This window comes from Paenibacillus sp. GbtcB18 (assembly GCF_019091125.1).
Lineage (GTDB): Bacteria > Bacillota > Bacilli > Paenibacillales > NBRC-103111 > Paenibacillus_F > Paenibacillus_F chitinolyticus.
Genome location: NZ_JAGXJX010000003.1, coordinates 13,918 through 40,683, shown reverse-complemented (window position 1 = coordinate 40,683; position 26,766 = coordinate 13,918). Strand labels below are relative to the sequence as shown.

Genomic DNA, 26,766 nt, shown 5'->3' with positions numbered 1-26,766 from the left:
GGCTGCCGATTATGAGAACCATCCGTAATTTGTCCGGCGTATTGCTGGCGCGCAAGGAAAACGATGCGGGAATTTTATTCTGTGAAAGCGGTGGGGAGCGTTACTTGTCGTACGGCCAATTACTTGCATCGGCAAGAAGGGCGCTTCATCTGCTGCGTGAGCAGGGCCTTGGGCCAGGCGACTTTGCCGTCATGCAGACGGAAGATAACGAACGGTTTATCCTTCTGTTCTGGGCTTGCGTGCTCGGCGGCATTGTCCCCGTACCTGTGACGGCGGCGCGTACGGACGAAGGACGCAAAAAGCTGATCCAGGTATTTAAGCAATTGGAAGCGCCTACATTGCTCTGCGATGAAGAACTGTGGCCGGGAATTCAAGGCTACGCGTTGAAGCACGGGGAGGCGGAGGCGCTTGCCCAGCTGGAGTCCGGCAGATTGCCGATTGCGGAAGTGGTTGCGGCGGCCGCGGATGCCGGTCGTCCCGAAGCTGAGCCGCATGACGCAGCCGAGACGGACACCGCATTCATTCAGTTTACATCGGGCTCTACCGGAGATCCGAAGGGAGTCGTGCTGACGCACGGCAATCTTCTGTCGAACATGCGCGCCATTATCTATGGGGCGCAGTCGACGGAGCGGGATTCCTCGCTAAGCTGGCTGCCGCTGACGCATGATATGGGGCTCATCGGCTTTCATCTTACGCCGCTGTTTTGCGGCATGAACCAGCTGCACTTGCCGACCTCGACGTTTGTGCTTCATCCGATGAAATGGCTGGAACTTACGCATAAGCACCGGGTGACATGCCTCTCTTCGCCGAATTTCGGTTATGTGCATTTTCTGCAGCATTGGAAGCCGGAAGGAGCGGCGGCATGGGATTTGTCCTGCGTCAGACTCATTTTTAACGGGGCCGAACCGATATCGGCCGCCCATTGCCGCAGTTTTCTGGAGGCGATGAAGCCTTACGGGTTAAAGGAAAATTGCATTTTTCCGGTATACGGTCTTGCGGAAGCGAGTCTGGCCGTGACCTTCCCGGGGACGGAAGATCATCTGAATACCGTTAAGCTTGAGCGCCAATCGCTCGCTGTCGGACAACCTGTACAAATAGCCGCCCACGGGGATCATACCGCGATCGAGATCGTCGAGCTGGGTTTTCCCGTACAAGAATGCGAGGTCCGCATTTGCGAAGAAACGGGAAACATTTCGGCAGCAGGCAGCGTGGGCTTGATTCATATTAGAGGCCGCAACGTGACTAACGGCTACTATAAGCGGCCCGATGTAAACAAGCAAACGATTTCCCCGGACGGCTGGCTGAATACGGGAGATTTGGGTTTCTTGCTGGAAGGTCGTTTATATGTGACCGGCCGCATGAAGGACGTCATTTTCGTCAATGGGCAAAATGTGTATCCACATGACCTGGAGGCGTTAATCAGCGATCTGAAAGGGGCCGAAATCGGAAAAACGGCGATTGCCGCCGTTCAAGATGAGACGACCAAACGGGATGCGATCGCCGTTTTTATTCAGCATCGCGGCAAGACCGGCGGATTTGTCCCGCTGATGGCCGAGGTGAAAAAGCTGCTGAACGGTTCGGCCGGTCTGGACGTAGCATTTGTTGTTCCCGTTCGGCGAATTCCGAAAACGACATCCGGCAAAATTCAACGCTACGTGTTGGCGGAAGCGCTGCGCGAAGGCGAGTTTGCCGAAGCGCTTGCCGAGCTGACGGAACTGGAAACGGCGGCCGCGCTGGAGCGGTCCGATGCGGCAGGCGGCGTTGCCTTGCGCGGGGATATCGGCTTGGAGCCGGCCTCGGAGACGGAAGAGCAGATCCTATCCATCTGGCGCGAGGTGTTGAAAAAGGATTACATAGGCCGGAAAGACGGCTTTCTCGAGCAAGGAGGCAATTCGCTCAAGGCGGCTTATGCCGCCGCCAGGCTGCAAGAGGCATTTGGCGTCGAGCTTACGCTTACCGAATTGTTTTTGAATGATTCAGTGAGTTCGCTTGCCGCTTTGCTGGAGCAAAAGGCGCAGGAAGGCGAAGGAACGGCCGCCATGATGCCGCCGGTAGCCAAAGCGGAAGAGCGGAGGGTTTATCCGGCGACCTCGGCGCAAAAGCGGCTGTTCATTTTAGAAGAGTTGAATCCGGGGCTCCTAAACTACCATCTTCCGTTTGCGGTCCAAGTGAAGGGCCCGCTTGATATCGAACGATTCCGCGCGGCGTGGCGGGCGCTGATAGAGCGGCATCCGGCGCTGCGGACGTCCTTTTATAGGGAAGAAGGCCATGTGATGCAGCGCATCGAGCAGGGGGGCGAGCCGCCGCTTGCTGTCGTTGACGGAAGCGGCTGGACGGCTGCCGAGCTCACGCTGCGGCAGCGCAGCTTCCTGCAGCCGTTTCGTCTGGAGCAAGCACCGCTGCTGCGCATAGAGCTTGTGCGCCTGGACCACGAGTCAAGCGTGCTGCTGCTGGATATGCATCATATCATTACGGACGGAACGTCCATGGGTATTTTGATGTCCGATCTTACGAGGTTTTACGAGGGGAACGCGCCGGAGCCGTTGTCCATTCATGGCGGGGATATGGCGCTGTGGGAGGAAGCGGGCCGTAGCGGCGGCTGGCTGGAGCGGCAGAAGCTTTATTGGCGCGAAATCTTTCGGGACAGCGTGCCGTCTCCGGCGCTTCCGTCTATCCATCCAAGGCCGCAGACGCCAAGCTATCGCGGAGCAATTGAGCGCTTCGAGCTGGAACCGGAACTTGCCGCATCACTGCGGATGATGGCTGCACGCGAGGGCGTAACGTTATACACCGTCCTGTTATCGATTTATTATGCGCTGCTTTCGAAATATACGGGCGAATCCGACATCGTTGTCGGCACGGCAGCCGCGAGACGGATGCGTCCGGAGCTGCAAAACGTAGTCGGAATGTTCGTCAACATGGTTCCGATCCGCCTGCGCGGGCAAAGCGGTTTGCGCTTCGATCAGTGGCTGAAGCAGGTCAATGGGGATGCGCTTGCGGCAATCGGAAACGGAGATGTGCCTTATGAAGAACTAGCCGAGCTGGCTAATGTGAAACGGGAATACGGGCGGAATCCGCTGTTCGATTCGGTGTTTACGCTGCAAAATATGGAGCTGCCCGAATGGCGGAGCAAGGATGTCGTGTATACGCCCCAAGCGATGGACAGCGGCTCGGCCAAATTCGACCTGACTTGGGAGTGCGCGGATACCGGCGCAGGCATCGCATTTACGCTGGAGTATGCGCTGGATTTGTACGATGAGCGGGCCGCCGCGCAATTGGCCCGGCATTATGCAGCGCTGGCCCGGGCAGTCGCCGCGCAGCCGCATGCGGCGCTTGACGAGCTTGATCCCGTCGATGCAGAGGAGCGGGAACGGCTGCTCCGGCTTGGCCGCTCACTCGCCGCGCCGACGCAAGAGCTGTCGCTGCACAGGCTGTTTGAACGGCAAGCGGTGGAGACACCGCAACAGATTGCCGTTGAAATGGGCGAGCTGGCGTATACCTACAGCGAGCTGAACGAACGTGCCAACCGGTTCGCGCGCTCGCTTGCGCGGCGCGGCATCGCGCCGGGGGCGAAGGTGGCGCTGCTGTTACGGCGCTCGCCCGATATGATTGCGGCGATATTGGCTGTGCTGAAAGCGGGAGCCGCCTATGTGCCGATCGACCCGCAATATCCCGAAGAGCGGATTTTGTTTATGCTTCAGGATACGGAAGCGCGGGTGATCGTGGCTGCGGCTGCGACGAAGGAGATAGGCGCCCGTCTTGCCGGAGACAGCATAGATGTCATCGACATGGATGAGCTCGATACGAGATGGGCCGGCGAGTCCGGCCATGATCAGGACATCGACGGCTCGGCGGACGAGCTCGCTTATATCATGTACACGTCCGGCTCGACGGGCAAGCCGAAAGGGATTATGACCTCGCATCGCAATGTGTCCCGGATTGCCCTCCATACGGATTATGTGAGCATTTCGGAAAACGATGCGCTGCTGCAGCTTTCCAATTACGCCTTTGACGGTTCAACGTTCGATTTGTACGGAGCCCTGTTGAACGGCGCAAAGCTGACGCTGGTCGGCGAGGAAGAGGTTGCTGACGTTATGCGGCTGACCGAGCTGATTGAGAGCAGAGGCATTACCGTATTCTTTGTGACGACGGCGCTGTTCAATACGCTGGTCGATCATGAGCTGGAGTCGCTGCGCGGCCTGCGCCATATTTTATTTGGCGGAGAGCGGGCTTCCGTGCCGCATATCCGCAAAGCGCTCCGCGCGCTTGGATCGGGCGTGCTGCTGCATGTCTACGGTCCTACGGAAACGACGGTGTTCGCTACCTGCTATCCGATCACGGAGACGTGGGACGGACAAGGAACGGTCACCGTGCCGATCGGCACGCCGATTGCGCGTTCGGAAACGCTGGTGCTGAATGAGCAGGGCCGATTGCAGCCGGACTGGGTGCCGGGCGAGCTGTGGATCTCGGGAGACGGTGTCGCATCCGGCTATGTGAATTTGCCGGAGCAGACCGCTTCGAAGTTCCGGCCGCATCCATTCCGCGAGGGCGAAACCGTATACGGAACCGGTGACCTAGTGCGCCGTTTGCCTGACGGAAATTTGGAGTTTCTGGACCGGATCGACAGCCAGGTCAAGCTGCGGGGCTACCGGATAGAATTGGGTGAAATCGAAAGCAGAATACTGGATTGCGCGGGCGTCAAGGAAGCGTTTGTGGCGCTGATCGAGAATGACGGCGCGCCGTATTTATGCGCGTATATCGTTGCGGAGCAAACCGAAGAGCAGGCAAGCGTTCGGAGCCAACTGACAGGCAAGCTGCCGGCATTTATGATTCCCGCCGCGTTTGTGCAGTTGGAGAAATTGCCGCTGAACGCGAACGGCAAGGTGGACAAAAAACGTCTGCCTGCACCGGAGCGCGTGGTCTCCTATGAAGCGCCCGCCACAGAAACGGAGATCATTGTCGCAGGATTGTGGCAAGAAGTGCTTCATGCGGAGCAGGTTGGCGCGCTTGACCACTTCTTTGAGCATGGCGGCCATTCCTTGAGGGGGGCCGCATTGACCTCGGCAATCTACAAGCATTGCCGGGTGCGCATGCCGCTTCAGGAAATTTTCAAGCTGCCGACGGTTAGAGAGCAGGCGGCCTGGATCGATAGGGCTGCCAAGGAAGCGTACGAGCCTGTTACGGACGCGCCAAAAGCCGCATCCTATCCGCTCAGCCCGCCGCAGCGGCGCATGTTTTTGGCGGAAAGCATGGCTGATATCGGACTAACCTACCATATTCCCCTTGCGCTTAAACTGTCGGGTGCGGTAGATGAGACGAGAATCGGGCAAGCGCTCCGCAAGTTGATCGAACGGCATGAGCCGCTGCGGACCTCCTATCATTGGATTGACGGTGTTCCGGCCCAGATCGTGCACGATTCGGCCGCCTTTGTTCTGCAAACGGCGGAGCTCGCGGAGACGACGCTTCCGGAATGCATGAACAAGTTTTACCGGCCGCTCGAGCTTGCCGCAGCGCCGCTGCTCGCCGCATGTTATTGCCGGCCCGAACCGGAAGGAGCAGAGGCCTATCTGCTCCTCAACATCCACCACATTGCGGCGGACGGCATATCCGTCAAGCTGCTTTTGGAGGAGTTGACCGCATTGATCGACGGCGCGGAACTTGCGTCACCGGTTCTGCATTACAAAGATTACGCCGTTTGGCAGGAGCGACAGTCCGACTCGGAACGCGCCAGGGCAAGCCGAGCGTTTTGGGCGGAGCAGCTTGTAGAGCCTGCGGCGAAGCTCGATTTGCCGCTGGATCGGCCGCGTGGCGACCGTCAGACATTTGCCGGCGATACGTATACCTTCCACATTCCGGCGGCGCTCGCCGCACGGCTGAAAGAGACGGCCGCAAGCGCCGGAGCGAGCATGAACAGTCTGCTTTTTGCGGCTTACGCGCTGTTGCTCAAGGGAACGACGCATCAGTCGGAATTTGCAATCGGTTCTTTGGCGGCAGGCCGGACGCATCCGGACACCTCCCGGATGATCGGCATGTTCAATCAGTTTCTGCCGATTCGGATGCGGGTGGCAGACGAGCAGCCGATTCTGGCGTTTGTCCGGGAGACCCATGGGCGTTTGCTTGCGGCATACGAGCATGGCGATGTCAGCTTCGAGCACATGATGGAAGCGGCCCGGTATCCGCATGACCCATCGCGCAACCCGCTGTTTGATACGATGCTGATCGTTCACAACCAGTTTGAAGACGAGAAGCTGGCGGCGCGCGGCGACGGCTGGAGCATGGAGCCTTGGCCTGTCAGCCACGGAACATCCAAGCTGGACTTCAAGCTTGATCTATACAGCGATGGCGAAGGCGGTCTGCGGGCAGAGCTGGAGTATAATACGGGATTGTTTCATAAAGGTACGATGGAGCGGTTGGCGGATCGGCTGCTTTACATTTTGGAGCAAACGGCCGCCAGCCCCGACCTGATCTGTGGCGACGTCGTTTTGGCGACGCCTGCCGAAGAAGCCGCCTTTGCGGAATGGAATGATACGGGACATGCATACCCGGCGGAGAAAACGATTCACGAATGGTTCGCCGAGTCCGCCCGGCGGTGGCCGGACTTCACGGCGGTGCGGTCGGCCGAAGGCTCGCTGACGTACGGAGAGCTGAATGACCGCGCCGAACGCATGGCTGCCGTGCTAAGAGGCAAGGGGGTTGCGGTCGAAACGATTGTACCGATTGCCGCTCAGCGCTCGTTGTCCATGATGATTGCCATCATGGCGGTGCTCAAGGCGGGAGGTGCTTATTTGCCGATCGACCCGGAGCATCCGCCTGAGCGGATCCGCGGCATTCTGGAGGATAGCGGGGCCAGGCTGCTTCTTGTGGGGGCGAAGTGGATTCATACGCTCCCGGCTTTCAAGGAAGAAACGCTCGATTTGGACGCGCTTGCGGCTGCCGCCGTTTCGGAGCTGCCAAAGGGCGAAGAAGAAGCGGACCTGTCGCCTCAAGTGGGTCCCGAGCATTTGGCGTATGTCATTTATACGTCAGGCTCCACCGGCAAACCCAAAGGCGTGATGGTTGATCACCGCGCGGTGATCAACCGGCTGAACTGGATGCAGACGGCTTATCCGCTGAATGAGCGCGACGTTATTTTACAAAAAACGCCGATTACGTTCGACGTTTCCGTATGGGAGCTGTTCTGGTGGAGCATTGCCGGGGCTTCGCTTTATTTGCTGGAGCCCGGCGGGGAGAAGGAGCCGTCGGTCATGCTGCGCGCGATTGAGGAGCAGGCGGTTACGGTTATGCATTTTGTGCCGTCTATGCTGGGCGTTTTCTTGCCCTATGCGTCGGACAGTGGCAGGGGCAGCGAGCTGTGTTCCCTGCGATACGTATTTGCGAGCGGCGAAGCTCTCAAGCCCGCGCATGTCGCAGGTTTTTACAGCCTGATCGAACGCGGCGGCGGCCAAGCGCGACTCGTTAATCTGTACGGCCCGACGGAAGCGACGGTCGATGTCAGCTACTACGATTGCCCGGATGCCGGGGCGGGTACGATACCGATCGGCAAGCCAATCCATAACATCCGGCTTCACATTGTGGACGAGCGGATGAGACCGCAGCCGATCGGTGTGTCCGGAGAGCTATGCATCGCGGGTGCCGGTCTTGCGCGTGGATATCGCAACAGACCGGATTTGACGGAGCAAAGCTTTGTTCCGAATCCGTTTGCCGCAGGTGAAAAGCTGTACCGTACCGGCGACCTTGCAAGGTGGCTGCCGGACGGCAATATTGAATATTTGGGACGCTTTGACCATCAGGTCAAACTGCGCGGTCTCCGCATCGAATGCGGCGAGATCGAGCACGCGCTGCTTCTGCAGGCGGAGGTTCGCGATGCCCTGGTGACGGCGGTGACGGACCATACGGGAGAGCCGGCGCTTTGCGCGTATATCGTGACAGCGGACGGGGAGGCACCGGAGGAAGCGAGCCTTCGGTCCGCACTTAAGGAACTGCTGCCGGAGTATATGATTCCTTCGTATTTCGTTGCAATGGAGGCGTTTCCGCTGAGTCCAAGCGGCAAAGCCGACCGCAGCCGTCTGCCGCAGCCCCGGTTCGCTGAACCGACGGCTTTCGGCGAGGCTCCGGCAACGCCGACGGAGCAGGGGCTGGCCGAGCTTTGGCGGGAGGTGCTCGGTCTGGACTCCGGCGAGCCGGACGACCCGGCGAAGATCGGGAGAGAAGCCCATTTCTTCCAATTGGGCGGTCATTCCTTGCGCGCCGCGCAGCTTGCGGGCTTGATCGAGCAGCGTTATGGAGCGACGTTTGCGATGAAGGATGTGTTCGACGCTCCTCTGCTGCGGGAAATGGCGGCCCGCATCGACCACGCGGCCCCCAAGCGGGCCACGGTTATTGCCCGGGCGGAAAGCCGGCCGTTCTACCCGTTGTCGCTCGCGCAGAACAGGCTGTTTGTGCTGCAGCAGCTTTATCCCGATAGCACGGCCTACAATCTTCCGCTCGCTCTCAACCTGACGGGCAAGCTTGATCAGGACAGGCTTCGCGGGGCGATTCAAGGGTTGATTGACCGCCATGAACCGCTGCGCACCAGCTTTGACTGGGCAGACGGCAAGCCGGTCCAGCGTATCCATGAGAGGGTTTCGTTTGAACTCGTCGTGCATGCCTTAATGGATGCGGCGGACTTGAATACATTTGCGCGATTGGTCGTCCGCCCGTTCGATTTGCGAAAGGCGCCGCTAATTCGGGCGTTTCTCGCAACGGACGGCGAAAGTCGGCATACGCTGCTGCTGGACATTCACCACATCGTCGCCGACGGCGTGTCCATGAATGTGATGGCGCGCGATTTCGAAGAGCTGTATCGCGGCGGCACTTTACAGCCGCTGCCCATTCATTATAAAGATGCCGCCGTTTGGCAGCAGGAGTGGATGGCTTCGGAGGCGAGAGAGCAGCAAGAGCAATTTTGGGCGCTCCGGCTAGCGGGCACGCTTCCTGTATTGCAGCTGCCGATCGATTATCCGCGTCCGCCTGAACAAAGCTTCGAAGGCGCCAAGCTTACGCTGCCGATTCCGGCCGAGCTTGCCGAGGGGATCGGAGCGGCGGCGGAGCAATGGGGCGTTACGCCATTCCATATCTGGCTTGCCGCCTACCATACGTTGTTGCATCTGATGACAGGGCAAGACGATCTTATTGTCGGCACGCCGATCGCAGGCCGCTTCCATCCCGCAACCGAGTCTCTAGTCGGCATGTTCGTCAATACGCTGCCGATTCGCAGCAGGCCATCCGGCGAACTGCCGTTCAGAGCGTTCACCGAACAACTCAAAGAAACGGCGCTTTCAGCCCTGAACAACGGCTTGCTCCCGTTTGAGCATATGGTGACGATGCTGGATGTGCCGCGCGACCTGAGCCGCAATCCACTGTTTGACACGATGTTTGTCATGCAGCATATGGAGGCCGGACAGGTCGCAGCGGACGCCTTGCAATTCGAGGCCCAAGTGCCGGACAATCGCGTATCGAAGCTGGACTTAACGTTTGAGATTGCGGATCAGGGCGCAAAAGGCGCAGCCTTGACGATCGAATATGCAACGGCACTGTTTAAAAAAGACAGCATCCACAGAATGGCGGAATGGTATTTCCGTATTGTCGCCCTTGCACTGGCCGAACCGGAACGGCCGCTCGGAGGGATCGGGCTGCTTGACGCCGCGGCAGCGGAGAAGCAGAGCGAAGCGTTCAATCGCACGGCCGCGCCGTATGCAAGCGGCGATACGGTAGAGGTTTACTTCGAAAGACAAGCGGCGGAAACGCCGAGCGCCATTGCGGTTGTTGCGGAGGACGGAGAATTGACGTATGCGGAATTGAACCGCAGGTCGAACCGGCTGGCGCAGGCGCTCAGAAAGCAAGGCGTCAAGCGCGAGGAACGCGTGGCCGTCGTGATGGATCGCAGCCTGGAGATGATGATTGCCATCTTCGGCGTGCTGAAGGCGGGCGGTGCTTATGTGCCTGTTGCGCCGGGCTTGCCGCCGGAGCGAATCCGCTTCATGCTGGACAATTCCGGGGCCAAGCTTGTTTTGAAGAAGGGCAAAGCCCCCGAAGGGCTGGAGACGTTCCTGCCATGTATGGACGTTCATGAGACGCTTGCGCAGGAGCGGGACGACTCCCCTGTGGAGAAGCTGCATGATTCACATTCACTTGCTTATGTGCTATATACTTCGGGATCGACCGGACAGCCCAAAGGGGTCATGATCGAGCATCATTCCGTCGTCAACCGGATCGGCTGGATGCAGAAGCAATACGGACTGGACGCAAGCGCAGTCATTTTGCAGAAAACGCCGATTACCTTCGACGTATCGGTCTGGGAGCTGTTCTGGTGGAGCTTTGCGGGAGCCAAGCTGGTCCTGCTGCCTCCGGGCGGCGAAAAGGACCCTGCTCTTATGATGGATACGATAGCGCGGCATGGCGTAACGACGATGCATTTTGTGCCGTCCATGCTGCACCTGTTCCTGGAGCATCCCGGCTTGCTGCGCGGCGAGGCCAAGCTGGAGAGCCTGAGTCATGTGTTCGCCAGCGGCGAAGCGCTGACTGCGGATCAGGTGCGGCGGTTCCGCGAGCGGATTGGAGTTCCGTTCGATGCCAGGCTTGTGAACTTGTATGGCCCGACCGAAGCGACGGTTGACGTTTCCTATTACGATTGCTCTGACGGTGATATTCCGATCCGAGTGCCGATTGGCAAGCCGATCGATAACATCTCGCTTTACATCGTGAACGAAGCAATGAAGCTCCAGCCTGTCGGCATTGCCGGGGAACTGTGCATATCCGGCGCGGGCCTGGCGCGGGGTTATATAGGCCGACCCGATTTGACGGAAGAAAAGTTCGTCGATAATCCATTTGCGGCGGGTAGTCTGATATATCGGACAGGGGACCTTGCCAGATGGCTGCCTGACGGAACGATCGAATATTTGGGCCGAATCGACCATCAAGTAAAAATAAGGGGCCAGCGCATCGAATGCGGGGAAATCGAGCATGTACTGCTCGGGCATCCGTCAGTTTCGGAAGCGGTGGTCATGAAGCGGGACGCCGCAAGCGGAAGCGAATATTTATGCGCGTACATCGTTTGCTCCGAACCTGCGGACCATCAGGAGTTGCGTGAGTTTGCAGCGCTGCGCCTGCCGGATTATATGGTTCCGCAGGCCGTGGTGGAACTGCCGGCCATGCCCCTGTCTCCAAACGGCAAAATCGACCGGAAGGCGCTGCCGGAGCCGGAGCTTGCGGTGGATAGCGGCACTCCGTTTGTCGAAGCGGCTAGCGATATCGAACTGGCAATTGCCGCCGTATGGCGTGAAATTCTGCAAAGGGACGACTTCGGCATCCATCATCGTTTCTTCGATATCGGGGGAGAATCGCTGCTGCTGGTGCGTGCGCATCAACGGCTGGAGGAGTTGTATCCCGGTGCTCTCGGCGTAACGGATTTGTTCACCTATCCGACGATCGCATCGCTTGCGGCTTATCTGGAATCGAGAAATCGCGAGCTCGCGAGCTGGAGCTGGAGCGGCCTGCCTGTGGCAGACGACTGCGTCAGCAGCGGTTATACCGCGGAGCGTATCGGCAGTGTTCAGTTCCAACTGGACCGGGCGGTCGCGGAAGGGCTTGCTGAACTTGCGGCATCCCGCTCGGTGACCGTGGAAGCTGCGGCTTATGCCGTCTATCTGTACTTCTGGCGCGGGGAGACCGGCATTGGCCGGCTTGTGCTCCCGGCAATGACGGACAACGGGCTGATTGCCCCGAAGGAAATCGACTTTGCGGAGGTTCGCGATTTCGATACGCTGCTGCGGCATGCCGCCAAACGGATGAGCGCGGGAGAATGTTATACCGCGCGGCAGATCAGAAGGAAGCCGCAAGCCAAAGACGGATTTGCCTTATTCCCGTTATTTGCGGGAGCAGCGCGACACGGGTTCAAGGAGCGGGAGGCGCTTCTGGAACGATTCGATGTTGTGCTGTATATGGATGGCGCTGCAGCACCAAGCGGGGCGGAAGGGCCGGAGCTTGGCGGGATATGGACGTACAACGCCCGGCGCCTCGGCAAGGAGGCGGTTCTGGATTGGGCTTCCGCTTATCAGGAGCTGCTGCTAAACGTGGTCGAACAATATCGCGCCGCAACAGGCAGCGCCGTCTCGGGGGCGTAGCATGGGCCAAGTCGTGCTGCGCCTGCCCCTGAGAATACATCTGACAGAAGAAGAAAGGAGCTCTCCTGTGAAAAAAGTATTGGCCATGATAGGGAATATCGCGCTTTATATCGGGGTCTTTTATGCGCTGCTCTATCTGCTTCGCTCTACTTATAATTACGAAGTGACGCTGGCCTTCGCCAAGTTTCTGGATCGCAACCCGGCCATGTTTATGGTCGTTCTGTTCACACTGATTACACTTGTGTATATGCTCATCTTTCGTATCAAAGGATGGATCTGGCCCCATGCGGAAAAAAATCTGTTCCGCGCGTCGGGCTTCAAACGGCTGAGCGCCTCGCGCGTCTTGTTGATGATCGGCCTGGGTCTTGCCGGAAGCTTGTTCAGCATCGGCCTTATCGTCATTGACGATATTGCGCGGCAATTTCCGTCCATTCCCGGGCTGGTCGACGATATGATCCGGGGGGATTCGATCTGGTACGTCATTCTGGGCGCCGGTTTGATCGGCCCGGCATTTGAAGAAATATTGTTTAGGGGACTCATTTTCAGAGAGCTTCGCAGGGTTATGCCGATATATGCGGCCTTACTGCTGCAAGCCGCGGCTTATGCCTATTTCCAGCCGAGCGCGGCGCTTTCGGTCATCAGCATCGGTTCGGGCCTGATTTACGGGTCTCTGTATTTGCGCACCGGGTCGCTGTGGGCGCCTATTCTGGTACAAAATACCGCCATGGGCACAATCTTTTTATTTAAATACATCGGGTTCTACGAATGGTTTGACAAGCTGGGCGATGTTGCGCTGTATATCATTACAGCACTCTGTCTGGCTGCGTTGATTGGAGGTTCCGTCTATGTCTGGCGGACCTCCGGCAACGGCGGTATCGGCGCACGCGCCGGTCAAGCGCTGACGGCTGACGCGCCGTCGGCAGCACAAAAGGGGGTCTGACCGCATGAAAGCGTGGGGAACGATGCTGGCTCGCGTGGCCGTTGTTATCGGCCTGTATTTTGCATGGTTTTTTACCGTGACAACACTATTTTTCGATTATATATATCCCAAGAGCACGTGGTTTGCACAGAACACCGTAACCGTCATTATTTTGAACGATATGGTGGGTTTGCCGCTCATGCTGCTGGCCTGGAGGTTTATTTTCAAAGAAAATCTGTTCAAAGCGGCCCAATTCCGCGTGATGGGCGGCAAATCGGTGGCGATCGCTTTATGGATAGGGCTTGGAGCCGGCCTGTTTACGGTCGCTTTCTCCCGGCTTCCCGTCATTGCATCGGACCAGTACCGGTTTCGCGAATTGTTTGATTACCTGAACCGCGCGGAATGGTATGTATTTCTGGTCTTTCTAATTCTCGGAAATATTTACAAAGAGACGTTGTTCAGAGGCATTCTGATGAATGAGTTCAGACGCGTACTCCCAGTTTGGATCGCAATTGTGATTCAGGGCGTGTTGTACGGGGCGTTGTTCTTTTTGGGAGACATTCCTCTGTCGCTGTACGGTTTTCTCGGCGCGGTTATTTTTGCACTGTTGTATGTTTGGTTTAAATCCATCTGGGCACCGATTACCGCACAAGTCGCCTGTCAGGGCAGTCAGTACCTGCTTTGGCATTACGGGCCTGAGACGACGGACATCACCGTCATGTCCATTGTGATGGCTGTCGCGGCCGCCATGATTGGGGTTGGCATATTCCTTGCGGTCAAGCATCGTTCTACGGTCTCCGCGCCGCTATCTTCCAAGGCGGTGACGTCGGCGTGAAGGGATTGCGAATAGCGGGAAATTCTGTCTTATATTTGGTCATTTATGCGGCCATTGTGATGCTTGTCAATCAAGCGCTCTACAACTGGGTCGGCGATCCCGGGCTGAAAGAATGGATCGCCGGCAATTCCGGCATTGTGCTGATTGTATCCAATATCATCGTGCTTGCCGTCTATCTTCCGCTATTGCGCTGGCAAAAAATTTCGCTTAGGGATTTGGGGTTTGTTCCTGCGCGCGGCGGATCGTTGCTGCTGTCCGCAGGGACGGGCGTCTGGCTCGGCTTGTTTATCGCCACGTTTACCCGTCTTCCGTGGATAAAAGCGACGTTTCCGGCCATTTCCGATCTGGTCGCTTTTGTTGCCGGCGGCAGCCTGATCATTTTTGTGCTCGGAAGCTTGCTGCTGGGGTCTTTGCTGGAGGAATGGCTGTTCAGAGGAATGCTGTTCCATACGCTGCGTCAACGTCTTTCGGTTCCGTGGACGGTACTGCTCCAGGCCGTATTGTTCGGTGCGGTATTTATGAACTTGACGGTTGGCGCATTTGCGGCGCTGGGCGCGATCGTATACGGCGCCGTCCGCGCCGGCTCGCGTTCGCTTTGGGGGTCGCTTGCGGCCCATGTGTGCAGCACCGGCACCTTGTATATCGTGCTGCAATGGGCGGGCGATTGGCAGTCCGGTACGCTTGGATTATTAGCCCTGATCAGCGGACTCGGCATCGCGGCGCATGTGTTGCTGCTGCTGCGCGGGAGCGGTGGAAGGGTAGAAAAAGGAAGGGCCGTCAGCGATTCCATTACTAGCTAGGAGGGAAGGGCGCCATGTTTCAACTGGATTTGCTGGATACCAAAAAAGACACATCCGGGCGGAAAGGGCGGAGCGGAGGCTCCGTCTCCAATGTTTCCCTTAAGGATATTGCGATTGTCGGGATATCCGCCAAATTGCCGCGCGCGGAATCGCATGAAGCTTTCTGGGAGCTTCTGCGGAGCGGTCAGGACCTGGTGGGCGGGTTTCCGGATTCCCGCAAGGAGGAATTGAAGCCGTATTTGCGCCGCATGGAGGCGCAATACGGCTCCGTTTCCTTTTTTGACGGAGCGTATATCGAAGATATTTCAGGTTTTGACTATCCTTTTTTCCGGCTTTCACCCAAAGAAGCCTCGCTGATGAGTCCGGCCCAGCGCCTGTTCCTGCAGACGGCTTGGGGCGCGCTTGAGAATGCGGGGTACGGCGGAGATGCGCTGCATGGTTCGCGCACCGGCGTTTTTATCGGCTATAACGGGGATGCGCTGCATGATTACAAGCGAATCATCGAAGCGCTGGACCCGGACGCCTTGTCGATGGCGGCGCCCGGCAATCTCAGCTCCATGATACCGAGCCGGATTTCGTATTTGCTTAATTTGCGCGGACCGGCAATCAGCGTGGACACCGCCTGCTCCTCCTCGCTGGTAGCGGTCCATCTGGCATGCCAATCGATCCGCAGCGGCGAATGCGAGGCGGCGATTGCCGGCAGCGTCAAAATTAACGTGCTGCCGCTCGATACCGGCATACGGCTTGGCATCGAGTCAAGCGATAACCGGGCCAGAACGTTCGACGACTCGGCGGACGGAACTGGTATCGGCGACGGCGTGATTGCGCTGCTGCTGAAGCCGCTGTCCCGCGCACAGGAGGACGGCGACCCTATTTATGCCGTCATCAAAGGCAGCGCGATGAATCAGGACGGCAGCTCGGTCGGCATTACGGCCCCGAACGCTCTCGCGCAGGAGGACGTCATAGCGCGCGCCTGGCAGGATGCGGACATTGATCCCGAAACGGTGACGTATATGGAGGCGCACGGCACGGGAACCCCACTGGGAGATCCCATCGAAATCGACGGGTTGACGCGCGCCTTCCGGAGATATACCGATAGACGGCAATTTTGCGCCATCGGCTCGCTAAAAACAAATATCGGCCATCTCGACCATGCCGCGGGCATAGCAGGGCTGCTCAAGGCGATCTTGTCGCTTGTCCACAAGCAGCTTCCGCCAACGCTTCATTACCGCTCGCCGAACCGCAACATTTCGTTTGTGGATTCGCCCGTTTATGTCAATGACGAATTGACGCCATGGGAGACGGACGGCGGAGCAAGAAGATGCGGAGTAAGCGCGTTCGGCATGAGCGGGACCAATTGCCATGTAGTGCTGGAGGAGGCTCCCGCCGGGATCCCTTCGGCTCGCTCGGACAGAGCGGAGCTGTTCTGCTTGTCCTCGCACAGCATGACGGCGCTGGAGCGGCTCGTGCTGCTGATGCGGGACTGGGCTCTGCAGCATCGCGCCGACGAGAGCCGCAACTTGGCCGACCTTTGCTACACCTTGGCCGTCGGCCGCGGAGCCCATCGGTATCGCCTGGCGATTGCGGTGAGCGGCTGGGAAGAGCTTGTCCAGACCCTGCATGCCGCAGCCGAAAGCGGCCTTACCGACATTGCGCTGCCGAATGTCCGCTTCGGGACGGTTGACTCGGCTGCGGCCGGGAATATGCGGCAGCAATCCCTTCCAAACGAACGGAAAATGGAAGCGCTGGAGCTGGGCCAACGTTACGTGGGCGGATACGAGATCGACTGGAAGGCGATCTACTTAGGACAACGCCGAAAGCGACTGACGCTTCCGACGTATCCGTTCGATTCTCACCGCTGCTGGGTAGAGGAGGCGGGCGCCGGAGCGGTGCTTCATACGCCATTTGCAGCCTGGAGCGGAAATTCTCTCGGTGGAGATATTCCCGAGGAGCTTCAACAAGAAATGAACGAGACGTTTGCCAGATGGCAGGCCGCGTTGGAGCAGAGCGGCGGGATGACCGGTAAGCGCCGCAGCGGTGTTGCGTTAACCGGAGAACGCTCCGGCCTGGAATGGGAGCAGCATGTCGCGGATGTCTGGGGAGAGCTGCTCGGTTATGACGAATTGCCTGCGGATGCCGGGTTTTATGAGCTGGGCGGAGATTCCATTATTGCGCTCAAAATTGTAAACCGGCTCAGCGAGCTTGCGGGCGTCCACATTCAGGCGGCGGATTTGCTGGGGCATGCGGATCTGCCTTCGTTCACGGCACTGATCGAGCAGCGGGTCAGAGAGAGCGGCACGGAGACAGCGCAAAGAACGAACGCTCAGCACGATCGACAAGAGGGAAACGGCGGACACGAGGCGGACAGCGGTCATGACGGGCAAGCGGCGTCCGGGGTCCGTGACGGAGCAGGAGCAGGGGCGGACGGCGGGAAAGTCGGGCCGTTGACAGGCCAAGCGTCCGACTCTTTGTCCGGCGATACGCTGGAACCGATTCCAAAGGCGGCTCCGCAAGAGCATTATCCGGTTTCATCGCCGCAGAAACGCATGTATTTGCAGCAGCAGGCAATGCCGGATGATTGCAGCTACAATTTGCCCGAATTGTTGCACTTGGACGGCGCGATTGATGCAGACCGGCTGGAAGCCGTCCTGCAAGCAGTCGTTGAGCGTCACGAGACGCTTCGCACCACCTTCCACGTCATCGACGGAGAGATCAGGCAGCGCATTCACGCCGCCATTCCATTCCGCCTGATTCGCATGGAGGCCGATGAAGCGGAAGCGGACGGCATGCTGCAAAGCTTGTTCCGGCCGTTCACGCTCGATAAGGCTCCGCTGCTCCGCGCAGCCTTGCTGACGCTGGGGCCCGAGCGCCATGTACTGTTTCTTGATATGCATCATATCGCATCCGACGGCATGTCGGCGGGCATTCTTTTGTCCGAGCTGATGACTTTATATCAGGGGGGAGTATTGCCGCCGTTGCCTCTGCAATACAAGGATTATGCCGTATGGCAGGAGAACAGGCCGCTCTCCGGGAACGCCGAACGGTATTGGCGCGAGCAGTGCCGGGGAGAATGGCCGACGCTTGCGCTTCCCACCGATTCCCCGCGTCCGCCCGTCAAAGGCAATCGCGGCGAAACGTTCGATGTGTACGTCGAGGCCGGTTTGACGGCGGGCGTGCGCAGCCTCGCGGCCGAATCGGGCGCGACACCGTTTATGGTGCTGCTATCGGCATATTACACTTTCCTTTCCCACTATACAGGGGCAGAGGACATTGCAGTCGGCACGCCGATTGCGGGACGGAACAGGCGCGAGCTGGAAGCGATCGCGGGCATGTTCACCGGTACGCTGGCGCTGCGCGCTTATCCGCGCGCGGACAAGCCGTTCAGAGCCTTTTTGTCCGAAGTGAAAGAGATGGCGACCGGAGCTTACGCCCACGCGGATTATCCATTCGAGGAAATCGCGCAATGGGTGGACAGAAGGGACGCTAGCCGGAGTCCGCTGTTTGACACGATGTTCATCATGCAGAACTTGGGTATTCCAAATGCTTCATCTGCTGGTTTATCGTATCGCCACCAGCGTTTTGAGCATGGCACGGCCAAATACGATTTGATGATTCAGGCTGTGGAAACGGGTGCGGAATTGCGGCTTGTCGTGGAATATAATGCCGATTTGTTTCGTCGCGCGACAGCCGAGCGGTTCATGCGGCATTATGTGCAGCTGCTGCGCAGCGTGACGCTACGGCCCGACGCCGCGCTCGGCGAAGCGGAGATGCTGACGGAGGAGGAGCGCCTGCACATGCTGGCGTTGGGGAGACGCGAAGCGGACTTTCCGCCGCCGCGCTGTCTGCATGATTGCTTCAAGGAACAGGCGAAGATCGTTCCGGGCCTCCCGGCCGTGTCTTGCGGCGGTGAATCCCTGACCTATCTGGAGCTGGATCGCCGCACCGATGCGCTGGCACGAACCTTGCGCGACAAAGGTGTGGGACGCGGCAACGTCGTCGGCATCATGGCGGAACGCTCCATCCCTATGCTGACCGCTATGCTCGCCGTGATGAAAGCCGGAGGCGCATATATGCCAGTGGATCCGCATTATCCCGAGGAGCGCATCCGCTATATGCTGGAGGACAGCGGCGCGGAGCTGGTATTCGCGGACGGCACCCGTTCCGGAGCCGCAGCCGTCGTGCCGGCCTCCTTGCAGGTGCTGGACATCGCGGATGAGACGCTGTTCTCCGGCGGAGACGATACCGTTGCCGCATGGCCGCAGGACGCCGCCGATCCGATGTATGTCATCTATACCTCCGGTTCTACGGGTCAGCCGAAAGGCGTCATTGTGCCGCACCGCAGCTTTTACAATTTCGGACATTCGCTCAGGACGTTTTTCGACGGACAATACGGCGAGAGAGACAGATGCCTCAGCCTGACCAATATTTCGTTTGACGTCAGCGTAGCGGAGTTGTTTATGCCGCTTATGTTCGGGGCTTGCACGGTGCTTTACCCGGATCCGAAATTGCTTGATCCGCGGCGAATTGCCGAAGTGATTGCGGAAGATCGGATTACATTCGCTTATTTGCCGCCGTCTTTGCTAAAAGAGGTTGCGCGGCTGCTCGAGCAATCGGCTTCCGCGATTACACTCGACAAAATGCTCGTTGGAGTAGAGCCAATAAAAGACGAAACGCTGGAGCTGTATACAAAGCTTAATCCAGAGATACGGATTATTAACGGCTACGGTCCTACGGAGGCGACGGTCTGCTCCAATATGTACGCATACAAGCCGGGCGCTTATCGCGGCGGTTATGTGCCGATTGGCGGGCCGATGCACAATGTCGAAATTTATATATTCGGCTATGGCGGCCAGCTTGCTCCAATCGGTACAGCCGGGGAGCTGTATATTGCCGGCAGCGGCCTTGCCGACGGTTATGTGAACAAGCCGGATATGACAGCCGAGCGCTTTTTGCCCCATCCGTACCGCGAGGGGCGCTTCATGTATCGCACCGGCGATATCGCAAAGTGGCTGCCGGACGGCAACGCGATGTATGTGGACCGGGCCGACCAACAGGTAAAAATCAGAGGCGTGCGAATTGAAATGAACGAGATTCGCTCGCAATTGATTTCCCTTCCCGAGGCGGAGGATGCGGTAGTGGTCGTCCGCGAGCAGGCAAGCGGCGACAAGGAGCTGTGCGCATATGTAGTCGCATCGGACAAGCTCCCCTCGCGGGAATGGCGAAGAAAGCTGAAAAACAAGCTGCCGGAAGCGATGATTCCGGCCTATATCGCGGCGATTGACGCGATACCGCTGACGCCGAACGGGAAAGTGGACCGGCGCGCCCTGCCGGAGCCGGAATTCGGGCTTCGGGAGCGTGGAGAGCCCGTTCTGCCGCGAGACGGGATGGAAGAGCGAGTCGCCGCTATTTGGGAGGAAGTGCTGGGCGATACGGCCGGGCCAATCGGCGTTCACGACGACTTTTTCGAGCTTGGCGGCCACTCCTTGAAGGCTGCCGTGCTGGCGGGCAAGCTGCAGCAGGCGACGGGCGCCCTAGTTCCGCTCAGCCTGATATTCGAGCTTACCTCCATTGCGGAAATGGCCGCCTGGCTGAAAGAGCGGGACGGGGCCGCTGCCGCGTCCGAGCCGATCCCGAAGGCGGAGCGACGCGAGTGGTATCCGATGTCGCGCGCCCAGCGCCGCCAATACATGATGCAGATGCTGGCCGGTGACGCGACGATGTATCATGTGCCGTTCGCGCTCCGCTTGCAGGGCAGGCTGGATGCGGCGCGGCTGGAAGACGCGTTTACGGCGCTGATCACTCGCCACGAAAGCTTGCGGACGACCTTCCACATGACAAAGGATGAGTTCAGGCAAACGGTCCATCCGCCGTATGCGTTTAAGCTGGAAACGCTGGATCGCACAGCGTTGACCGGAGACGAAGCACTGTGGATAGCACAGCCGGACGGCGCCCCGGTGACGAGGCTGATGGAAGTCTTCCAGCGCCCGTTCCATCTGGATAAGCTGCCGCTGCTGCGGGCGGGGCTGCTGGAGCTGAATGATGAAGAACATCTGCTGCTGCTCGATGTTCATCACATTATTACGGACGGCGTATCCTCCGGTTTGCTGGTGAATGAGCTGTCGCAGCTGTATGCCGGACAAGCGCTGCCGGAGCTGCGCGTGCAGTACAGCGATTACGCGGTGTGGCAGGAAGCCGGATTTGCAAATGCCGCTTATGCGGAGGATGAGCGGTACTGGCTGGAAATCTTCGAAGGCAAGCTTCCTGTGTTGGAGCTGCCGACGGATCGACCGCGGCCGTCTCTGCCGAGCTATAAGGGACGCCGCCATTCATTCCGGCTGGATCCGCGGACAACGGCGGATGCGCGAAAGCTGGCGCGGGAAGCGAAGACGACGCTGTATACGGTGCTGCTGGGCGCTTTTGCCGCGATGCTGGCCAAATACAGCGGGCAGGCCGAAGTGGTTGTGGGCACTCCCGCCGCCGGCAGAGAGCATGCCGATACGCATAGCATGATCGGCATGTTCGTCAACACGCTTGCACTGCGGACCAGGCCGGAAAGAGACAAGACGGTACGGGCCTACATGGCGGAGCTGCATAACCATGTCGTAGAGGCGCTTTCGCGCCAGACGTATCCTTTCGAGGAGCTGGTTGAAGGGCTGAAGGCAGATAGCGACAGAAGCCGCAATCCTTTGTTTGACGCCATGTTTGTCTTGCAAAATATGGACCGGGCGGTGATGGAAGCAGGCGGCCTTGTCTTTGGCGAAATGCCGTTTGAGGCGAGGACAAGCAAGTTCGACCTGACTTTGGAAGCGATAGAACGGGAAACGGAAATCGAGCTTCAACTAGAATACGCCACAGACTTGTTTAATGAGAGAACCGCGCGGCGCATGGCTGAAAGCTATACCATACTCGTGCGGGAGATGTGCAGATCTCGTGATCGCACGGTCGGCGAGCTTGAGCTGATGAGTGAAGGCGAGCGGGATCGATTGCTGGCTCTGTTGGCCGGAGGAAGCATGCCGGTACAAGCCGCAAGTAGAGAGGGGAGCAATGGAAGGATGGAGATTCGAGCTGAAAAAGGCATGACGGGCCGGCAAGGAGACGCGGCAGCGGCTTCCACGCAAACAACGGCGGAATGGACGGGGTTTGTGCAGGAAGTGGAGCGCCAGGCGGCGCGCACGCCGGATGCGGCGGCGATTCAATTCGGCGCGGAGACGGTGACGTACGCCGAGCTGAACGAACGCGCGAATCGGCTTGCCCATTCCTTGCGGGCGAAGGGCGTGGGTCCCGAGCGTATTGTCGCGCTGATGGCGTCCCGCAGCCCGCTGCTGCCTGTCGGCATTTTGGGTGTTCTGAAAGCCGGAGGCGCATATGTCGCCATTGATCCCGCTTACCCGAAAGAGAGGATCGACTGGATGCTTGAGGATTGCGGCGAAGCGCTTCTGCTGACGGAAAAAGCATATGCAGGAGTCGTTACGGAAGCCGTTGCCGAGTGGTATCTGGACGATCCGGAGCTGTATGCGGCGGACAGAGGCAATCCGGAATTTGTCCATACGCCGGACCATTTGGCATATGTGCTGTACACGTCGGGCTCGACCGGGCGTCCCAAAGGCGTGATGATCGAGCATCGCGGGCTGTCGCATTTTATCAGCGGCTTCCGAAACCGGATTCCGTTTGAGAAGGGCCAGAGCATCCTGGCGATGGCATCGGCCTCCTTTGATATTTTTGTCGTTGAAAATCTGCTTCCGCTCACGCTGGGTATGCGGATTGTACTCGCGAGCGAAGAGGAACGGGGCGACGCCGCCTTGCTGCAAGGCCTGATTGATGCGCACGGCGTCGATGTGCTGCAAATTACGCCGTCGCGCTTCAAATGGTGGATGAATCAGCAAGGCGAAACGGACGGTTTGCAGAAGCTGCGCATATTGATGATCGGAGCGGAGCCGCTGACGGCCGATGTGCTCGGCAGGCTGCGCGCCGCTACCGGAGCCAGATTGTTTAATTTGTATGGTCCGACGGAGACGACGGTGTGGACCTCAATCCGGGAAGTGACCGAAGGGGAGGACATTTCGATCGGCACACCGATCAAGGGTTCCCTCATGATGGTGCTTGACGAAGGACTGAAACTGCAGCCGACAGGCGTGACGGGCGAAATTTGTATCGGCGGGCCGGGCGTCGGGCGCGGGTATCTCAGCCATCCCGAATGGGATGTCGCTTTTGTGCCGAATCCGTATGCGCCGGGCGAACGCATGTATCGCACGGGCGACCTTGGGCGCAGGCTTGAAAATGGGGAGTTTGCCTATGCGGGACGCCGCGATTTCCAGGTGAAAATCAGGGGACACCGGATTGAAATCGGTGAAATTGAGCAGCTGCTGCTTCGCCATGAGCAGGTGAAGGAAACGGTCGTCACCGCGTTCCAGGAAGAGGATGGGGAATATGCGCTTTGCGCGTATGTCGTCATGCAGAACGCGGCTGCAGCCGATGCGGAGCCGGACATCGCCGCGTCATCCGGCCGGTTGACCGCGCAGCTGCGCGAATATCTCGGGGACAAGCTGCCTTCATATATGATTCCGGCCTTCATGGTCGTTTTGGATGCGATTCCGCTTACGCCTACGGGCAAAATCGACAGAAGGTCGCTGCCGAAGCCGGGACCGGCCGATGCGGGCAAACGCGAGCTTGTTCCGCTGTCGACGGATACCGAGCGCAAGCTGGCGGAGATTTGGAAGGAGCTGCTCGGTACGGATGCGATAAGCGCCAAGGACAGCTTTTTCGATCTTGGCGGCCATTCCCTGAAGGCGGCGGGCATGATCGGCCGCATTGCGGAACGCTTTGGCATCCAAATGCCGCTGCGCGATATTTTTATGAATCCTACGCTTGAAGGTTTAGCGGCCCATCTGGACACTAGCGGAACCGCGGCGGCCGCGCGCATTCCGAAGCAGCCGGAGCGTGAGCATTACCCGATGTCCAGAGCACAGCGCCGCCAATATATGATGGGGCTGATCTCGGACGAGGCAACGATGTACCATGTGCCGTTCGCCGTGCATATGCAAGGCAAGCTCGATGTGGAGCGGCTGGAGGAAGCTTTCCTTGCGATAATGCGCCGCCACGAATCGCTCAGAACGACGTTCCATCACGAGGAGGACGAGTTCCGCCAGCGCGTGCATGCGGAGCCGGTCTTTACGCTGGAGCAGGGCGCCAGGCTGAGAATGGCGGCGGGCAAGCTGCTTGCGGAAGGCGGAGACGAAGGATTGTTCGGCGGTATCAGCGCGCTGATGGAGCGCTTTATCCGTCCGTTCGATCTCGGCAGTCTTCCGCTGTTCCGTGCCGGATTGATTCCGCTTGGCGAGGAGCGCCATCTGCTGCTGCTGGACTTGCATCATATTATTACCGACGGCGTCTCCGTCAGCGTCCTGCTGCAGGAACTGACCACTCTGTACGGCGGCGGCGAGCTGCCGGAGCTGGATATCCAGTACCGGGATTACACGGTATGGCAAGAAGAACAAATCGGCAGCGAGGCCTATATGGGTCATGAGCGCTACTGGCTGGAGGCGTTCGAAGGGGAGCTGCCGACGCTGGAGCTCAAGACGGCTTTGCCAAGACCGGAATTGCAAAACTTCAAGGGCAGTCTGATCAACTTCAGACTGGATGAGGAGCTGACGCTCAAGATTAAAGCGTTTGCGCGCGAGCGCGGCACGACGTTGTACACGGTGCTGCTCGGGGCTTATTCGATGCTGCTGAGCAAATGGAGCGGTGAGGAGGATATCATTGTCGGCACGCCGGTAGCAGGCCGTAATCATGCTCAGTCGGAAGGGCTGATCGGGATGTTCGTCAATACGGTCGCGATTCGCAGCTTCCCGGAATCGTACCGGACCGTCGGCGATTATTTGTCCGAGCTGCATGAGGATGTGCTGCGGGCGCTGGAACACCAGAATTACCCGTTTGAAGATTTGGTGCAAAAGCTGGGAATCGAACAGGACCGCAGCCGCAATCCGCTGTTTGATACGATGTTTATTTTGCAAAATATCGATCGCGTCGCTTACCGTTCGGGCGGCATTGAATTCGATCCCAAGGAATTCGATCCGGGCGTAAGCAAATTCGATTTGACGCTTGAAGCGGCGGAGCGGGACGGCAAGATCGGCTTTACGCTGGAATATGCGACAAGTCTTTTCCGCGAAGAGAACGCCTGGGCGCTGGCGGATGATTATACGGCGATCATAAACGCGCTGGTCGAAGACGGAGCAAAGAAAAAAATCAGTGCTGTGCTTGCGGCAAGCAAGCTTGTTGAACCCACATTATAAGCCTAAGGAGGCGGCAATGATGAAGCTGTCGATGGAAAGAAAACCGTTTAACGAGTTTTGGATGAACTGTATGCTGAATCAGGGGTTTTCCATTGCGGTGTCGGTGGAGCCCAGCTACAGGGATGCGGCGTATTTGAACATTTACCGGTACTTTCCTTGGGAGGCCGCAACAGACAAAGACTTCCGCTATCCGACTATTGACACGCTGTATTATATGGACGATCCGGCCAGATTCCCGCTGTCGCAGGTGTTCCGCTATATCGAGCCCGGTCATTTCCGCAGCAAGGAGACGGTGCCGGATGAAATCAGGGCGATGCTGGAAGGCGGACGCAACTTGAGCGTAAACGTCGATCTGTATGACTGGCTGCCGGGCAGTATGGCCTGGAAAAAGTTCCATTGGTATCATTATTCGCTGTTTAACGGCTACGACAAGGAGCGCGGCACTTTCTACGTTATTGACGATACGCTTGCGGGCTACGAGGAGCACGAAGTGCCGGAGGAAAGGCTGCTCAAGGCGTACGGCAACTCGGAATACAACGTGAACCCGAGCTATTTAGGGCCTGCCTTCTACGTATACAACTTGCATGAAAAGATTCAGCCCTACGAGTTGAAGCTGGCAGAGGTGGTGGAAAATGCGGAGCGGCTGGCAAGGGAGCTCGGCGAGTTCTCCATAGAGGGCATGTGGAATGTAGATTCCGACCCGGAGAAGAAGCAAGCTCATTTGACCTATGGCCTTGTCGGCGTCAACATCATTTGCAACCGGCATATCGCCAACATGTCGCTGCTTCGCTCCATGCGGGAGAAGGGGCTGATCGGCGAAGCGCTGCATGAGTCGCTGTCCGGTCAGCTTGGCGCAGTGAGGGACGGATGGGATCTGCTGAAGGACCGCTTTGTGACGGGGGACTTCGAACGCGGCAGAGAGCTGGCGCTCGCGGACGATTTGTTCGCGAAGGAAAAAGCGTTCTGGACCACGCTTGTCGCCGGCGCGTAAAGGTCGCTTGCTTCAACATGTTACCCGGGAGGCGGGCGTTATGACGATATCTTTAATTTGTTTGCCCTATGCAGGGGGCTCCGCTCAAGTGTACAAACGCTGGACGAACCGGCTGCATGCCGGCGTGCATCTGGTGCCGGTCGAACTGGCGGGCAGGGGAAGCCGCATGGACGAGCCGTTCTATGCGGACGCGGCGGAGGCCGTGCGGGATTTGCTGCCGCTGGTGAGGGAGACGGCGCTTGGCTCCGACTCCTATGCTTTATTCGGCCACAGCATGGGCAGCCTGCTCGGGTATGAAGTGCTGCATGCACTGCGGGAAGAAGGATTCCCGCTGCCTGCGGCAGTCTTCCTCTCCGGCAGAGGGGCACCGCATTGCGAGCTGAAGGAGGCTCGCCGGACCCATATGCTTCCGGATGACGAGTTTCTCGAGGAAGTGAAACGGCTTGGCGGTATGCCGGACGAGCTGTTCCGGCATCGGGAGCTGCTGGATATGTTTATGCCGATCCTAAGAGCCGACTTCAAGCTTGTCGGAGAATACGAGCATCGGATCCGGCCGCCGCTGCCGCTCCGGCTCACCATCTTGAGCGGTAAGGATGACGACTGTGTCAAAGGCCCGCTCTGTGAATGGGAGCATTATGCGACGGGAGGCTGCGAGGTGATGCTGTTTGAAGGCGGACATTTTTTCCTGCATGAGCAAGAATCCGATGTTGTAGCGGTGATAAACAAAATGCTGACCGAGGCGCCTGCCCCGATCTGACCCTGAGGAGCGTG

The 26,766-nt window shown here is 58.5% G+C and carries 7 protein-coding genes; all 7 read left to right on the top strand.

Annotated features, from left to right (window positions below):
• Nucleotides 1–11: 11 nt before the first annotated feature.
• Entirely contained in the window at nt 12–12,161 is a 12,150-nt protein-coding gene (locus KVT34_RS10600) for a non-ribosomal peptide synthetase (protein ID WP_217558585.1), read from the top strand.
• A gap of 67 nt (nt 12,162–12,228) precedes the next feature.
• Nucleotides 12,229–13,101, top strand: coding sequence for a CPBP family intramembrane glutamic endopeptidase (locus tag KVT34_RS10595; protein ID WP_217558584.1), 873 nt, complete (start codon nt 12,229–12,231; stop codon nt 13,099–13,101).
• A 4-nt stretch (nt 13,102–13,105) separates the two neighbouring features.
• Complete coding sequence (locus KVT34_RS10590) at nt 13,106–13,915, top strand: CPBP family intramembrane glutamic endopeptidase (RefSeq protein WP_217558583.1); 810 nt, start codon at nt 13,106–13,108, stop codon at nt 13,913–13,915.
• Nucleotides 13,912–14,715 carry a CPBP family intramembrane glutamic endopeptidase gene (locus KVT34_RS10585; protein ID WP_217558582.1) on the top strand — a complete coding sequence of 268 codons (804 nt, stop codon included), beginning with the start codon at nt 13,912–13,914 and terminating at the stop codon, nt 14,713–14,715. Before KVT34_RS10590 ends, KVT34_RS10585 begins: the two co-directional genes overlap by 4 nt.
• A gap of 14 nt (nt 14,716–14,729) precedes the next feature.
• Nucleotides 14,730–25,004, top strand: coding sequence for a non-ribosomal peptide synthetase (locus tag KVT34_RS10580; RefSeq protein ID WP_217558581.1), 10,275 nt, complete (start codon nt 14,730–14,732; stop codon nt 25,002–25,004).
• Nucleotides 25,005–25,020: 16 nt separating this feature from the next.
• A complete protein-coding gene (locus KVT34_RS10575) occupies nt 25,021–25,995 on the top strand; it encodes a hypothetical protein (protein WP_254634766.1) in 975 nt (324 codons plus the stop codon).
• A gap of 40 nt (nt 25,996–26,035) precedes the next feature.
• On the top strand, nt 26,036–26,752 hold the full coding sequence (locus tag KVT34_RS10570; protein ID WP_217558580.1) for a thioesterase II family protein: 717 nt from the start codon (nt 26,036–26,038) through the stop codon (nt 26,750–26,752).
• Nucleotides 26,753–26,766: the final 14 nt, after the last annotated feature.

Excerpts from the sequence above, each read along its gene's own strand:
- KVT34_RS10600 (WP_217558585.1), top strand. The coding sequence starts at position 12 with ATGAGAACCATCCGTAATTTGTCCGGCGTATTGCTGGCGCGCAAGGAA.
- KVT34_RS10590 (WP_217558583.1), top strand. The coding sequence starts at position 13,106 with ATGAAAGCGTGGGGAACGATGCTGGCTCGCGTGGCCGTTGTTATCGGC.
- KVT34_RS10580 (WP_217558581.1), top strand. The coding sequence starts at position 14,730 with ATGTTTCAACTGGATTTGCTGGATACCAAAAAAGACACATCCGGGCGG.
- KVT34_RS10575 (WP_254634766.1), top strand. The coding sequence starts at position 25,021 with ATGATGAAGCTGTCGATGGAAAGAAAACCGTTTAACGAGTTTTGGATG.
- KVT34_RS10570 (WP_217558580.1), top strand. The coding sequence starts at position 26,036 with ATGACGATATCTTTAATTTGTTTGCCCTATGCAGGGGGCTCCGCTCAA.